Origin of the sequence: Halorubrum sp. CBA1125 (genome assembly GCF_009742825.1) — an archaeon.
Classification (GTDB): Archaea; Halobacteriota; Halobacteria; order Halobacteriales; family Haloferacaceae; genus Halorubrum.
In genome coordinates this window covers 1-13247 of the sequence record NZ_WPCE01000072.1, presented here as the reverse complement: position 1 = coordinate 13247, position 13247 = coordinate 1, and the positions used below count along the sequence as shown (strand labels likewise).

The 13247-nt window shown below is 69.9% G+C and carries 11 protein-coding genes and 2 pseudogenes; 4 read left to right on the top strand and 9 right to left on the bottom strand.

What is annotated here, in order from left to right; all coding sequences use genetic code 11:
• A pseudogene (locus GJ633_RS08325) lies at positions 1-764 on the bottom strand (DNA mismatch repair protein); the annotation flags it as partial.
• Between the two features lie 132 nt (positions 765-896).
• On the opposite strand from GJ633_RS08325, the gene GJ633_RS08320 reads away from it, so the two are divergent.
• Positions 897-1646: a ThuA domain-containing protein gene (locus tag GJ633_RS08320; protein ID WP_156588443.1), complete on the top strand. Its 750-nt coding sequence runs from the start codon at positions 897-899 to the stop codon at positions 1644-1646.
• On the opposite strand, the gene GJ633_RS08315 is transcribed toward GJ633_RS08320, so the two are convergent.
• The gene (locus tag GJ633_RS08315) at positions 1640-2317 is read right to left on the bottom strand and encodes a helix-turn-helix domain-containing protein (protein WP_321168980.1); all 678 of its coding nucleotides are present in this window, start codon (positions 2315-2317) and stop codon (positions 1640-1642) included. The genes GJ633_RS08320 and GJ633_RS08315 overlap by 7 nt on opposite strands.
• Before the next feature lie 84 nt (positions 2318-2401).
• Here GJ633_RS08315 and GJ633_RS08310 point away from each other — a divergent pair, with 84 nt between their 5' ends.
• On the top strand, positions 2402-4057 hold the full coding sequence (locus tag GJ633_RS08310) for an NADH-quinone oxidoreductase subunit D (RefSeq protein ID WP_156588442.1): 1656 nt from the start codon (positions 2402-2404) through the stop codon (positions 4055-4057).
• 223 nt (positions 4058-4280) lie between these two features.
• Here GJ633_RS08310 and GJ633_RS08305 read toward each other — a convergent pair whose 3' ends face one another.
• The 5 genes from GJ633_RS08305 to GJ633_RS08285 all read right to left on the bottom strand — a co-directional run bounded on the left by GJ633_RS08305 (position 4281) and on the right by GJ633_RS08285 (position 8824).
• Positions 4281-5141 (bottom strand): hypothetical protein, encoded by an 861-nt coding sequence (locus tag GJ633_RS08305; protein ID WP_156588441.1) that lies wholly within the window; start codon positions 5139-5141, stop codon positions 4281-4283.
• Positions 5142-5385: 244 nt separating this feature from the next.
• Positions 5386-5844 carry an aspartate carbamoyltransferase regulatory subunit gene (gene pyrI / locus GJ633_RS08300; RefSeq protein WP_156588440.1) on the bottom strand — a complete coding sequence of 153 codons (459 nt, stop codon included), beginning with the start codon at positions 5842-5844 and terminating at the stop codon, positions 5386-5388.
• Positions 5841-6782, bottom strand: coding sequence for an aspartate carbamoyltransferase (pyrB, locus tag GJ633_RS08295; protein WP_156588439.1), 942 nt, complete (start codon positions 6780-6782; stop codon positions 5841-5843). Before pyrB ends, pyrI begins: the two co-directional genes overlap by 4 nt.
• A gap of 127 nt (positions 6783-6909) precedes the next feature.
• Entirely contained in the window at positions 6910-7911 is a 1002-nt protein-coding gene (locus GJ633_RS08290) for a glycosyltransferase family 4 protein (RefSeq protein WP_156588438.1), read from the bottom strand.
• Positions 7912-7954: 43 nt separating this feature from the next.
• A complete protein-coding gene (locus GJ633_RS08285; protein WP_156588437.1) occupies positions 7955-8824 on the bottom strand; it encodes a hypothetical protein in 870 nt (289 codons plus the stop codon).
• Between the two features lie 110 nt (positions 8825-8934).
• Between GJ633_RS08285 and GJ633_RS08280 the strand changes: the two genes are divergently transcribed.
• Positions 8935-9948 carry a lysylphosphatidylglycerol synthase transmembrane domain-containing protein gene (locus GJ633_RS08280; protein WP_156588436.1) on the top strand — a complete coding sequence of 338 codons (1014 nt, stop codon included), beginning with the start codon at positions 8935-8937 and terminating at the stop codon, positions 9946-9948.
• 47 nt (positions 9949-9995) lie between these two features.
• Here GJ633_RS08280 and GJ633_RS08275 read toward each other — a convergent pair whose 3' ends face one another.
• Both GJ633_RS08275 and GJ633_RS08270 read right to left on the bottom strand, forming a co-directional pair.
• Positions 9996-11642 (bottom strand): DUF2070 family protein, encoded by a 1647-nt coding sequence (locus GJ633_RS08275; RefSeq protein ID WP_156588435.1) that lies wholly within the window; start codon positions 11640-11642, stop codon positions 9996-9998.
• A pseudogene (locus GJ633_RS08270) lies at positions 11643-12732 on the bottom strand (glycosyltransferase).
• Between the two features lie 313 nt (positions 12733-13045).
• On the opposite strand from GJ633_RS08270, the gene GJ633_RS08265 reads away from it, so the two are divergent.
• Positions 13046-13247: NAD(P)H-hydrate epimerase (locus GJ633_RS08265; protein WP_303646437.1), on the top strand; the 202-nt coding region annotated here is incomplete at its 3' end.

Sequence of the window (13247 nt, the reverse complement as noted above, 5' to 3'; positions counted from 1 at the left end):
CCGGTCTCTCGCGGCGACGTCGGTCGAGGCGCCGCCTCCAGCGCCTCGAAGCGCGCAGCGACCCGTCCCGGACCGCGTCGAGCACGTCGAACGCCGAGTTCGACAGCTCGCGCGCGGCCGCGAGGCTGTTCGCGGCGGCGGTCGAGCTCCGCGTCCGCCCCGCTGGCGACCTCGATGTCGCCGTCGCCGCCCGGGTCGATCGCGCCCCGCACGTCCGCGAGAGCCGTCGCCGCGTCGCGCAGCGCCGCCCCGTCGAGGGCGCCGATCGCGGCGAACGGGCCGTCCGTGAGTCCGGCCTCCTGGAGCGCGACCGCCGTCTCGACGGCCGCCCTGTCCGACCCGTCCGCCTCGTCGTAGGCGTCGAACGCCTCGACGACCCGGTCGCGGACGGCCCCGTCCAGCGCCGTCCACGCGTCGCGGGCGGCGACCACGCGGTCGAGCCGCGTTTCGACCGACTCGCGGTCCGCGAGCGGCGTCAGCACCCGTATCCGGTCGGCGGCGTGCGCGGTGAGCGCGTGGCCGGCCGCCCGCGCGAGGAGGTCGTCGTACACCGCGCGGGTGTCGCTCGTCGCGAGGACCGCCATACCGGCCTCGCCGTTCGCCCGGCGGAGGATGCTGGTCGCTCGCCCGCGGTGGAGCCCCGCGTCGACGAGCGCCCGCACGTCCGCGGACTCGATCGCCTCGACCGCCCGTTCGGTCCCGAGCGACTCGGCGAGGCGCTCGCTCGTCTTCGGGCCGATCCCCCAGTAGTCCTCCAGTCGCATACGCGGTACTGTCGGCCGGGTGCCTTGGCAGTTTCGTCGGTTCGGGTACGACGATCCCCGACGCCTCGCGATGCGTCGCCGATCCGCCGGGGCGACCCGAGGCGCCAAGGCGCTGTAGGATCCACACCGCCCATGGCACGCGTCACGGTCTGGAACGAGTACCGACACGAGCGGGAGCGCGAGGACGTCGCCGCGGTGTACCCCGACGGGATCCACGCGGCGATCGCCGATCCGCTCGCCGCGGCCGGCCACGACGTCCGCACCGCCACCCTCGACGAGGGGCCCGAGCACGGGCTCACGGACGCCGTCCTCGCGGACACCGACGTCCTCCTCTGGTGGGGCCACGCCGCCCACGACGAGGTGCGCGACGCCGTCGTCGACCGCGTCCACGAGCGCGTTCTCGACGGGATGGGGCTGATCGCGCTCCACTCCGCGCACTACTCGAAGGTGTTCAAGCGCCTGATGGGCACCAGCTGTTCGCTCAGGTGGCGCGAGGCGGGCGAGCGCGAGCGGCTGTGGGTCGTCGAACCGGGCCACCCGATCGCCGACGGAATCGACGAGTACGTCGAACTGACGGAGACTGAGATGTACGGCGAGCGCTTCGACGTGCCCCAGCCCGACGCGCTCGTGTTCACCTCCTGGTTCGAGGGCGGCGAGGTGTGTCGCTCGGGCTGTACTTACCGCCGGGGGAGCGGGCGGGTGTTCTACTTCCGACCGGGCCACGAGACGTACCCCATATACTACGACGACGACGTGCGGCGGGTGCTCCGCAACGCGGTCGCGTGGGCGAACCCAGGGGAGGGTCCGACGCCCGACTTCGGCAACGCAGATCCGATCGAGGATCTCGACGCCACGAGTCCGGACGACCGGACGACTTACTGACTTCCCGATACTTCCCGGAGGTCCACGAACGCGGCCATCACCGCCGACTCCGCCTTTCGGAGGTGTTCCGAGGCGGTGCTCGGCGAGGCGTCGATCCGCGCTGCGACCTCCTCGACGGTGGCCTCCCGCGGGGCCTCGTAGTACCCGATCTCGACGGCGGCCGCGAGCGCGTCGAACTGTCGATCGGTCAGGTCCGGGTCGAAGAGGTGCTGTCGCCAGTCGTACTCGCCGATCCGGAGGACCGTGGTCTCGATCCGATCGGGGAGCCCCGCGAGCGCGTCCCGGAGCGGTTCGCCCTCGCCGACGACCGTGAGGCGCGCCACGCCGTCCGGCCGGAACTCGATCGGCGGGACGACCACGACGCCGGTCCGCTGGAGCGGGTCGAACATCGCGTCGTCGACCGCGTCGCGCCGCTGCGTGAGGAAGACGTAGTGACCCGTCTCGTCGATCCGCGTGACCTCGAACTCGCGGATCCGGTCCACCGACCGGAGCGCGTCGGCGTACACGTCGATGTCGCCTTCCACGTAGAACAGGAACGTGTCGTCCGGGTCGCCGAGGGTCGTCCCCTGCACGAGCACATCGCGCTCTATCGCCTCGGACTCGTCGATGAGCCGGTGTATCGGGTGCATGAGGTCCGGCGGGTGCCGGAGTTCGGCCCGGAGGTACTTCACGTCGGCCAGTGACGGCGCGGGCGTTATAAATACCCGTCGTGAGCCGGCAGAAGCCTCGGGGGGTCGGCCCGCGTTCGTCCGCGTATGTCGACCGACGGGCTGATCGAACGCGACGAAGCCGCCCCCGAGACGGACCCGTTCGCTCCCATTTCGGAGCTGATCGTCGGACGCGAGACGCACCTGAACGCCCCCGCCGCTCGTATCCGGCCGGACGCGGTCCAAGCGGCGCTCTCGACGCTCAGATCGGAGGGGGGATACGACCACCTGGCGTGCGTCACGGCCCAGGAGTACGAGAACCGCTACGAGACGATCTACCACCTCCGATCGTTCGACGACCCGACACGGGAGGTGAGCGTCGTGGTCCCCGCGGACAGGGACGACCCCGTCTCCGAGACGGCCGAGCCGGTCTTCCGGACGGCCGGCTGGCACGAGCGGGAGGCGTACGACCTGGTCGGCATCGAGTACGAGGGGCACCCGGACCTGCGGCGGATCCTGCTGCCCGAGACGTGGCAGGGTCATCCCCTCTCGATGGACTACGACAAAGACCGGCCGCAGATCGCCACGCTCGCCGAGAACGAGCCCGTCGAGCCGGGATCGTCGACGGCGACCGACAGCGACACCATGCTCCTCAACGTCGGACCGCACCACCCGGCGACCCACGGCGTGCTCCACCTCGAGGTCACGCTGGACGGCGAGCAGGTGGTCGACGTCGAGCCCGACATCGGCTACATCCACCGGTGTGAAGAGCAGATGGCCCAGTCGGGCACCTACCGCCACCAGATCATGCCGTACCCCGACCGCTGGGACTGGGGCGGGGGCGGACTCCTCAACGAGTGGGCGTACGCGCGGGCGGCCGAGGACCTCGCGGATATCGAGGTGCCCGAGTACGCGCAGGTGATCCGGACGATGGCCGCGGAGCTGAGCCGGATCCTCTCGCACATGCTGGCGATGGGGGCGTACGCGCTCGACGTGATCGGCGACTTCACGGCGACGTTCATGTACGCCATCCAGGAGCGCGAGCGGGTACAGGACATCTTAGAGGACCTGACGGGCCAGCGGCTGATGTTCAATTACTTCCGGCTCGGCGGCGTCGTCTGGGACCTCCCCGAGCCGCGCGAGGCGTTCCTCTCGAAGGTACGGGAGTTCCTCGACGGACTCCCGCGGCGGCTGGAGGAGTACCACGACCTCCTCACCCGCAACGAGATCCTCCAGCTTCGGACGGTCGACACGGGCGTCCTCCCGCCCGACGTGGCGAAGGAGTACGGCTGCACCGGCCCCGTGCTCCGCGGTTCCGGCGTCGACTACGACCTGCGCCGCGACGACCCGTACGGCTACTACGACGAACTGGATTGGGAGGTCATAACCGAGGAGGGGTGTGACAACTACTCCCGCCTGCTCGTCCGGATGCGCGAGGTCGAGGAGTCGGCGAAGATCATCGAGGGGTGCGTCGACCTGCTCGAAGACTGGCCCGAAGACGAGCGCACCATCCAGGCGAACGTCCCCCGCACGCTCCGGCCGGACGACGACACCGAGATCTACCGCGCGGTCGAGGCCGCCAAGGGGGAACTCGGCATCTACATCCGCGCCGACGGCACCGACGAGCCCGCCCGCTTCAAGATCCGGGGACCGTCCTTCTCGAACCTCCAGGCGCTCCCGGAGATGGCCAACGGCGAGTCGATCCCGGACCTGATCGCCGCGCTCGGCAGCCTCGACACGATCATGGGCGAAGTGGACCGGTGAGTCGTCGGCGTCCGCTCGGCGAGCCGACGGCTGGAGGCTGTAGAGCGACCGCCGCTACGGTGCGGACGTTGAAAGGTGACCGCCTCACGCGAACGCGAGACGACCAGCGGTGTCACACACCGGCGGCCGGTCAAGTGAGAATCCGCTGCGTTCGCATATAAACCCTCGTTCGCGCGAGCGTCGGTGGCGGGCCGTTCTGCGAACGCCGACGGACCGCGGAGGCCTACTCCGGCCGGTGGACCTCGCCGTCGCGCGAGTCGGCGTCCTTGCGACGGAGCGCGGCGGCCGCGTTGTTCGCGTCGTAGCCGAAGAACACGTCTTTCGCGTACGTCTCGGCGACCTCGGTCGCGCGGATCAGGTCGTCGACGCCGACGTCGACCGCGTACAGCTCGAGCGAGAACGGCGTCTCCGGCGGGGCGCCGTGGAGATCGTAGTCGCCGCCGAGCCGCGACCGGAAGCCGCGCGCGATCGCTTCGAGCCAGTACGTCGTCGCGTACTCGGTGTCGTAGAGGGGGACGACGAACTCGTCGACGTGTTCGGCGATCCGGTCGAGGTCGAGCCCGGCGCGCTCGTAGAGGTGTCCCGGGTAGGGATCGGGATACAGCGTGAGCAGCACGCGCCCGGGCACCCGCGCGGCAGCGTCGGCGACGAACTCGGCGATCACGTCCGCGCGCCACTCGCGCCGGTCGGCGCGGTCGCTCTCCGCGAACAGCCGCTCGCAGCGGTCGCAGCGACAGAATCCCTCGCGCGGGAACCCCACGTCGTCGAGCCGGACGTCGTCGCTCTCGGCGGCGCAGTCGTCGAGTATCTCCAGCAGTCCCTCCCGGTACTCGGGGTGCGTCGGGCAGATGTACGTCCAGTCGAAGTAGTCGCGGTCGCGGGTCGCCCGCTCGCCGTCCGCGTCGACGGGGACGAGGTCGGGGTTCTCGCTCGCCGCGGCGTTGTCGCCGAAACACGACACCATGTTCACGGCGTTCGGCAGCGGCGCGGCGGCCCGGCCCGTGACGTCTTTCACCTCGTAGAAGCCGAGGTCGAAGGGAGCCATCTCGACTTCGTCGGCGTTGCGCGTGACGACCCCGTACATGGCCGCCGCTACGGGACTGGCCGGTAAAAGCGGCGGGAATCCGTCCGCGGGCGGCGGTCGGGAGACCTATCCGCAAGCGGCGGTCGGTTACTCGACTTCCACCGGCTCCTTGTCGCCGGCGAGGAGGAAGTACGCGAGCGCAACCAACGACAGTGCGAGGACGAGCTTGGCTTTCGTGCTCATACCAACCGGTTCGTGCCAGGGCCGCTAAAGCTTACCGGAGGCGACACCACTCGGGCGAGGGCTACACGTCGATGTGGTCGGCGATGTCGTCCCGCAGGATCGTCGAGCAGTAGTCACAGCGCACGCCGTCGGCGACGACGTCGAACCGGGTCTCGACCGGCTCGTCGTCGTTCGTGATGCAGTTGCGGTTCGGACACGAGAGCACGCCGCTCACGCCGTCCGGTCGGGTGACGCGGTTCTTCTCGACCACCTCGAACTCGCGGACGATGTTGATCGTCGCCTCCGGCGCGATGAGCGAGAGCACGTCGACCTCCGACTGCGACAGCTCCCGCCCCTCGACTTTCACGATGTCCTTGCGGCCGAGCCGGTCGGAGGGGACGTTCATCCCGACGGAGACCGCGAGCCCCTCCGAGCCGTCGATCCCGAGGATCGCGAGCACGTTCAGCGCCTGCCCGCTCTCGACGTGGTCGATGACGGTGCCGTCGCGGATCTTCGAGACGCGCAGCTCGTGTTCGCTCATCGGTCCACCTCCAGCCCCTCGGCGGCCTCCGCGTTCTCGAGCAGCGTGTCGAGCAGCGCCATCCGCACCGGGATCCCGTTGTGCGCCTGCTCGAAGTACCGGGCGTGGTCGGTCTCGTCGACGTCGGGCGCGATCTCGTCGACCCGCGGGAGCGGGTGCATCACGGTGAGGTCGTCCGAGGCCGCCGCGAGCGTGTCGGCGTCGATCTGGTACTCGCCGGCGACGCGGTGGTACTCGTTCTCGTCGGGGAAGCGCTCCTTCTGGATCCGGGTGACGTACAGCACGTCGAGGTCGCCGAGGACGGCCTCCAAGTCCGTGTGTTCGCGCACCTGCGCGCCGGTCTCGTGGAGGTCGAACCGGACCGAACGCGGGAGCCGCAGCGACTCCGGGCTGATGAAGTGCTGGTTGACGTCGAAGTTGGTGAGCGCGGCCGCGAGCGAGTGGACCGTGCGGCCGTACTTCAGGTCGCCCATGATACCGACGGTGAGGTCGTCGAGTCCGTGGTCTTCCCGGATCGTGTGGAGGTCGAGCAGCGTCTGGGAAGGGTGTTGACCCGCGCCGTCGCCCGCGTTGACGACGGGGACGTCGACCCGCTCGGCCGCCAGCGTCGCCGCCCCCTCGCTGGGGTGTCTGAGGACGAGGGCGTCCGCGTACCCCTCGACGACGCGGACGGTGTCCGACAGCGACTCGCCTTTCGACACCGACGAGGAGTCGACGTCGCCCATGTCGATCGTCTCCATTCCGAGGCGTTTGGCCGCGCTGTCGAAGCTCATCCGGGTACGCGTGCTCGGCTCGAAAAAGCAGAGCGCGAGGACGCTCCCGGCGTGCCGGCCCGCGTAGGCGGCGGGGTCGTCGGCGACCGCCCGGGCCCGGTCGAGCACCGCCTCGATGTCATCCCGCGAGAGCTGCGTCGCGGTGATGAGGTGGTCCTGACGCATCGTCGGAGAAGGGGACCGGCAGTATCTTGAATCCCTCGGCTCGGTCGACGACGACGGTGGGCACGTCCGTGGCCACCCCCGACGCGTCGGTTTCGAGATTCGAAGCGGCGAACGCGCGCGGCCGCGGTCAGACCAGGTCGGCGTACAGCGACCGGTACCGCTCCGCGATCGCGTCGAGCGAGAACGCCTCGCTGCGCGCGGCGGCGTTCTCGCCGAGCCGCCGCCGGCGGTCGGCGTCGGTTAGCGACCGGATCGCGTCGGCGAACGCGTCGACGTCGGACGCCGCGTCGGCCGCCGCCGGGTCCACCTTCAGGCAGTCCTCGCCGTCTGCCAGCCACGAGAACGTCTCGATGTCGCGGACGACCACCGCCTTCCCGGTCGTCATCGCCTCCAGGAGGGCGATCCCCTCGTTCTCCTCGTGAGTCGGGAAACAGAAGACGTCGCCCGCGGCGTACGCCCCCCGGATGTCGTCGACGTAGCCGGTGAACGTGCAGTTGTCGGGCGACTCCTCGATCAGCCGGGTGGTCTCTCTGCCCTTCAGCGACAGGTCGAGCGGGCCGAACCACGCGAAGTCGAGCTCGGGGAGCGCGCGGGCCAGTTCGACGAACGTCTCCAGTCCCTTCCGCTTTATCACGTGGCCGACGAGGAACACCGTCGGCGGGTCGAGGTCGTACCGCTCGCGGTACTCGGCCTCCAGCGACTCGAACCCGGCGAGCTTCTCGCGGTCGACGCCGTTCGAGATCACGGTCGTCGGCGCGTCGGCGTACCCCTCGATCAGCCCTCGGTTGTACTCGGAGGGGCAGACGAGCGCGTCCGCGAGCCCGTAGGCGCGCTCCAGGTACGGTCGCAACGGTCTCGCGAGCGCGTTGGTAAAACGGAAGCTGTCGCCGAAGTCCTCGGCGGTGACGTGGGTGTGCGCGACCACGGGGACGCCGCGGTCCGACGCCCGCTTCGCGTACCAGACGGACCGCGGTCCCATCAGGTTACAGTGGAGCACGTCGGCGTCGAGGGTGGGCTCGGTCGTGTACGCGATCCCGACCCGGTCGAGCATCTTGCGCTGGTGTTGGACCGACTCGCGGATCCCGCCGGTGACGTGGTCGCCGAACTCGAAGTAGTGGCTGACCCTCATCGCGGCGGGGTCGGCGCCGAGTCCGCGCCGCGGCGGACCGTCCTCACGACACTTCGAGCCACGGGACCTCCACCAGCGGCGGGATGTGGGTCTCGATGTGGTGTTCCCACACGCCCTCCTCGCCGAACGCCTCGCCGTGGTCGGCGGTCACGATCACGGTGCCGTCCAGCTCGTCGACGAGCTCGGACACCGACTCCAGCGCGATCCGCAGGTTCTCTTCGTAGAGCCTGAGCGCGGTGACCCGGGTGCCGTCTTTCACGAGGTCGGCGGGATCAAGCTCCAGCCACAGGCCGGCCTTCTGGGCGAACTCGCTGTCGTCCAGCCGGCTCTCGATCTTCGGGCGGATCGAGTCGCTGAGCGAGGAGAGGAGCCCGTCGTCGCCGTCGTCCGATCCCTCCGCCTCCGCTTCCTCCTCCTGTCGTTTGATCCCCTTCTGGATCTGCTTGAGCTTCTGACCCTTCCCGCGCGAGAGGTAGGGGGCGTGCGGCTGCATGTAGTGGAGGACGGTCCGGTCGGCGCGTTCGACCGCGTCCCGGTTGTCGCGGTACGCCTCCGCGAGCCCGTCGGGCGGAACGGTGCCGAGGTCGTCGTCCCAGCCGCTCTTCCAGACGTCGTGGACGTCGCTGATGTGTTCGGCCGCGGTCCACTCGTAGTCGCAGCTGGCGCCCCACTTGAGCTCGTTCAGCGGGATCCCGAGGTCGTTGATGAACGGGTTCCCGGAGAAGTACGCGATGTCGTGCTCGCCGGTGAACGTGCGGTAGGCCCACTCGGGCGTCGACGACCCGTTGCTCCGGCGCTTCTCGAGGGTCCCGTCGAGGTACTCGTCGTACACGTCGGCGAAGACGTCGTACCGACACGCGTCGAGCACCACGCAGTGATCCCACTCCGATTCGAGGAACCGCTGGTCTTTCATCGGTGGATCCGTCGTCCCGCCCGTACGTATGTATTCTCATTGCGTCCGATCGGTCCGATCTCGTTGCGTCCGATCAGTCGATTCAAGTTCGCTACCGCGTACGTCCCGTCATGGACGGACGACGTCGCCCGGCGCTCCTGATCGGCGGGCTCGCCGCGCTGGGGATTCTCGCCGCGCTCTTCGTGCTCGTTGGCGTCGAACGCGTCGTCTCGACGGTCCTCTCGGCCGACCCGACCTTCGTCGCCGCGACCGCCGGGCTGGCGCTCTGCTGGCTCGCCGCGTGGAGCCTCATGCTGCGGACCGTGCTGGCGTCGCTGTCGGTGTCGCTGTCGGTCACAACGTCCTTCCTGGTGTACGCCGGGGCGGTGTTCGCCAACAACGTCACCCCGTTCGGGCAGGCCGGCGGCGAGCCGGTCGCGGCGGCGCTCATCTCGAAGGTGTCGGGGTCGCGGTACGAGACCGGCCTCGTCGGCATCGCGAGCGTCGACGTGCTCAACGTCGTCCCGTCGATCGCGCTGGTGTTCCTCGGCGTCGGCTACTACGCGGCGTCGACCGCCATCGGCGACCGTCTCGAGGTCGCCGTCGCCGTCGCCGTGGGGCTCGTCGCAGCGATCGTCACCGGGATCGCGTTCGTCTGGCGGTACCGCCAGGCGGTGATCGCCCGCCTGCCAGGCGCGGTGGGCGGCGCAGTCGGCCGGTTCGACCGGTTCGACGCGGCCGCCGTCGAGACCTCCCTCACCGATCGGCTCCGACACTTCTTCGACGACATCGAGCGCGTCGGCACCAGCCGGCGCCGCCTCGTCGCGGTCGTCGGGCTCTCGCTCGCCGGCTGGCTGTTCCAGGCGGCCGCGCTCACGGCCGCGTTCGCGGCGGTCGGCCACGACGTCTCGCCGGCGATCACGCTCTTCGTGGTCCCGCTCGCGTACGTCGCCGGCGCGACCCCGCTGCCCGGCGGGCTGGGCGGTATCGAGGCCGCCTTCGTCGCGCTGCTCGTCCCGACGACCGGCGTCGCCGCCTCGACCGTCACCGCCGCCGTCCTCGTCTTCCGCGGCGGGGTCTACTGGCTCCCGGTGGTGATCGGCGGGATCTCCGTGTCCGCGTTCGGCGTGAACGCGGCGCGGTGACGCCTGACCGCGCCGCGAGAGCCGTCAGGACCGGTCCCCGCGCGCGCTCAGAAGAAGAGCCAGAGGACCAACAGCGCGTACAGCGCCAGCAGCGCGATGATCGTCAGCCGGATGAGGATGTTGACGCTGAAGACCAGCCCGTTGTAGTCGTTCTTCAGGAGCTTGAGCGGTCGGGTCCGCCGGCTCGTCAGCCCGACCGTCGCGGGCTCGAGGTCGGCTTTCGCGTCCGCGATCGACCGCTCGATGACGTCGACGTTCGACGCGCGCATGTTCGCGAGGTCGTGGATCGACTCGTGGGTGTCCGTCGAGAAGACCAGCACCTCGTCGAACTCCTCGCGGTGCCGGTCGGCGAGGTCTCTGACGTCCGGCGTGACGCCGTTCGTGTCGGTCCCCACGAGCAGGACGTCCTGCCCGTCGACCGACTCGACGATCGCGGCCACGTGCTGTGAGCCGCACTGGACGTCGAAGCCGGCCGCGTACGCCGCCAGCGGGGCGTCGGCGAGCACCTCGCGGAACGCGTCGAAGCGCCGCTTCAGCCGGTCGGCCTCCGCGGACCCGTACTGGACCTCCTTGTCCGGTCCGCGCTGGATGTCGTGGTTGTGCAGGTCGACGAGGAGCACCTCCTCGTGGTCGACGTCGCGCATGAACACGCCGATGTCGTAGTCGTCGATGCCCTCGGCGCGGAGGTAGATCACCTCGCGGTCGCCGATCCGACGGCCGTAGAACTCGATCTCGCCGTAGTCGCGGTGGACGAGCCGAGACGCGCGCTCGACGCCGTCGGGGTCGTCGACGGCGTCGATGACCTTCTCGGCGTCGGTCGGGTTCGAGAGGTCCTCCTTGTGCGTGCAGGGGACGTGGAGGAAGAACCCGGTACCGCCGTCGTTCAGCGCCTGGATGACCGTCGCGCTCAGCTCGCCGCCACCGAAGCCGCCGAGCGGGCCGGGGTGGACCCACGGCGCGGCGAGCGTCAGCTGGTCGCCGTTGTCGACCGCGAGCGTCTGGACGTGCGGCTCGGCCTCGACGCCGAGGTCGAGCGACTCGCGGTCGCTCCGGAGCAGCCCCGAGGTCAGCTCGAACGCCGACACGTCGGTGTTGCTCCGGATCAGGTAGTCGACCACGCCCAACACGAGCACCAGGAACCCGGCCGCGATCAGCAGCGACCCGAACGCGAACACGTGGCGATAGGTCGCGATCCCGAGCTCGCCGCCGGCGAACGCGTAGAAGGCGACGATCAGCGCCGCGGGCTGGGTGAGCCCGACGAGCAGGATCCGCTCGGAGTGGTCGATCCCCGTCGAGACGACCAACACGAGGATGTTGATCAGGTAGATGGTGATAAACAGCAGCCAGAGGATGCTCCAGGCGTTCCCGACGGTGTCCGCCCCCGAGAGGACGAGCAGGTAGACGAACAGGACGAACTGCTCGACGAGCGCGAGGAAGACGCTCCACGAGCGGGGATAGTCCGGGAGGACGCGGTGGAACAGCTCCGCGCCGAGGAGAAACGGGAGGAGGAAGACCGCGACCGCGACGGGAAGCACGCGCCACGGGACCGGATCGAGCGGCGTGAACGTCGCGAACGCGGCGAACGAGAGGACGCTGTAGACGACGCTGAGGACGGCGAGAGCCGGGATCTGCACCGACAGCGGCGGCACGCTGAACACCAGCCGCTTGAACGCGTCGACGTTGTCGGCGCCCATCTACGCCACCCCGTAGATCGCCTCCAGCTCGTCGATGGTCCGCTCGACGGAGAACTGCTCGACCGCCGCCCGCGTGTCTCGGTCGCCGTCGAGACAGTCCCGCACCGCGCGCTCCATGTCGTCGAGGTCACCGAGCGCGAACCGCGTGCCGTTCTCCGGGCCGATCGTCTCGTCGAACGGCGCCACGTCGGCGGCGGCGACCGGCGTGCCGCAGGCGTTCGCCTCCAGCGTCGAGAGCCCCAGCGTGTCGCACGTCGAGGCCGTGACGAAGACGTCGAGCGAGGCGTAAAACGCCGGCAGCTCCTCGCGCGGGAGGAAGTCGTGGAAGCGCACGTTGTCGGGCGCGCGGGCTTCGAGGTCCGCCCGCACCGGTCCCTCGCCGACCAGCTCGAATCTGACCGCTGGCATCCGCTCGGCCAGCCTCAGCGTCTCGTCGACGTTCTTGTTGTGGGTCATGCGTCCGCTGTAGCCGACGACGGGGACGTCGAGGGCGGCCGGATCGCGCCGTCCGGCACCGTCGGGGGCGAGCGCGCCGGCCTCGACGTCCCCGTCGTTGCGGGCCTCCTCGGGAGGACGGAACCGGTCCATCTCGATCCCCACGAAGCTGGTAGTGGTCCACGTCGCGTCTGATCCGCGAGGTCGACGCGGTCACGCAGTCGAACGAGCGCAGGAACCGGTTCTCGTAGGCGACGTACAGCTTCCCGGCGAGCCCGGCGAGCCGATCGGATTTGAGCCCCTGCACGAAGTAGTCCTCGACGGGCGTGTGGTGGGTGTACACCGACTTCACGCCGCGCTTCGTCGCGTACCGGCGGCCCATGAGCCCCGTCGACGCCGGGCCGTGACAGTGGACCACGTCGAGGTCGGGCAGCGACGAGAGGCGCCGGTAGGTGGGGAAGCGGTACTGATGATAAAACGGGTTCGGCAGCGACGGCACCGGGATCTCGTTCGCGTCGGGCTCGTGGCTACTCGCGGGGTAGACGACGTACACGTCGTGACCGCGGTCCTCTAAGCGGTCGCGCCACGACTGGATCGTGTACGTGACGCCGTCGACCCCGGGGAAGTAGCTGTCGGTGAAGAATCCGATGTTCATGCGTGTGGCTGGCGGCGATGCGTCGTCGCTCGGGGACCCGCGTCGAGGGCTCTCCGGGGGGCGTCCGCGCCCGAAGCAGCGGCGGCGGGGCTCCCGCAGCTATCGCGTCCGGGGACATCGTCGCGTGCGAATCGGTCGGGGACGTCGCGTACTGCCAGTACCACGGCTATCTGTCCTCCGGGTTTCGGAGGGAACCGCATCAACATTTTCATTTCCGGGCCCGCCCGGTGGTCGGCGTCGACGGGACGCGATCTCCCGTCTCCGAGTCGGCCGATCCCCGAGCCTTAATCGGCCTCCGCGCGAATCGGGAGGTATGATCACGACCGATCGGATGGCGGCCGTCGACGCCAACGCGGCGGCGCTCGGCGTGCCCCGCAAACAGCTCATGGAGTCGTCCGGGAACGCCGTCGCCCGGGCGGTGGAGTCGATCGCGGACCCGGGCGCGAGCGTCGCGCTGCTGTGTGGCCGCGGCAACAACGGCGGCGACGGGTTCGTCGCGGCGCGGTTCCTCTCGG

Coding starts and splice junctions, on each gene's coding strand:
- GJ633_RS08320 (WP_156588443.1), top strand. CDS start 897: ATGGCACGCGTCACGGTCTGGAACGAGTACCGACACGAGCGGGAGCGC.
- GJ633_RS08310 (WP_156588442.1), top strand. CDS start 2,402: ATGTCGACCGACGGGCTGATCGAACGCGACGAAGCCGCCCCCGAGACG.
- GJ633_RS08305 (WP_156588441.1), bottom strand. CDS start 5,141: ATGTACGGGGTCGTCACGCGCAACGCCGACGAAGTCGAGATGGCTCCC.
- pyrI (WP_156588440.1), bottom strand. CDS start 5,844: ATGAGCGAACACGAGCTGCGCGTCTCGAAGATCCGCGACGGCACCGTC.
- pyrB (WP_156588439.1), bottom strand. CDS start 6,782: ATGCGTCAGGACCACCTCATCACCGCGACGCAGCTCTCGCGGGATGAC.
- GJ633_RS08290 (WP_156588438.1), bottom strand. CDS start 7,911: ATGAGGGTCAGCCACTACTTCGAGTTCGGCGACCACGTCACCGGCGGG.
- GJ633_RS08285 (WP_156588437.1), bottom strand. CDS start 8,824: ATGAAAGACCAGCGGTTCCTCGAATCGGAGTGGGATCACTGCGTGGTG.
- GJ633_RS08280 (WP_156588436.1), top strand. CDS start 8,935: ATGGACGGACGACGTCGCCCGGCGCTCCTGATCGGCGGGCTCGCCGCG.
- GJ633_RS08275 (WP_156588435.1), bottom strand. CDS start 11,642: ATGGGCGCCGACAACGTCGACGCGTTCAAGCGGCTGGTGTTCAGCGTG.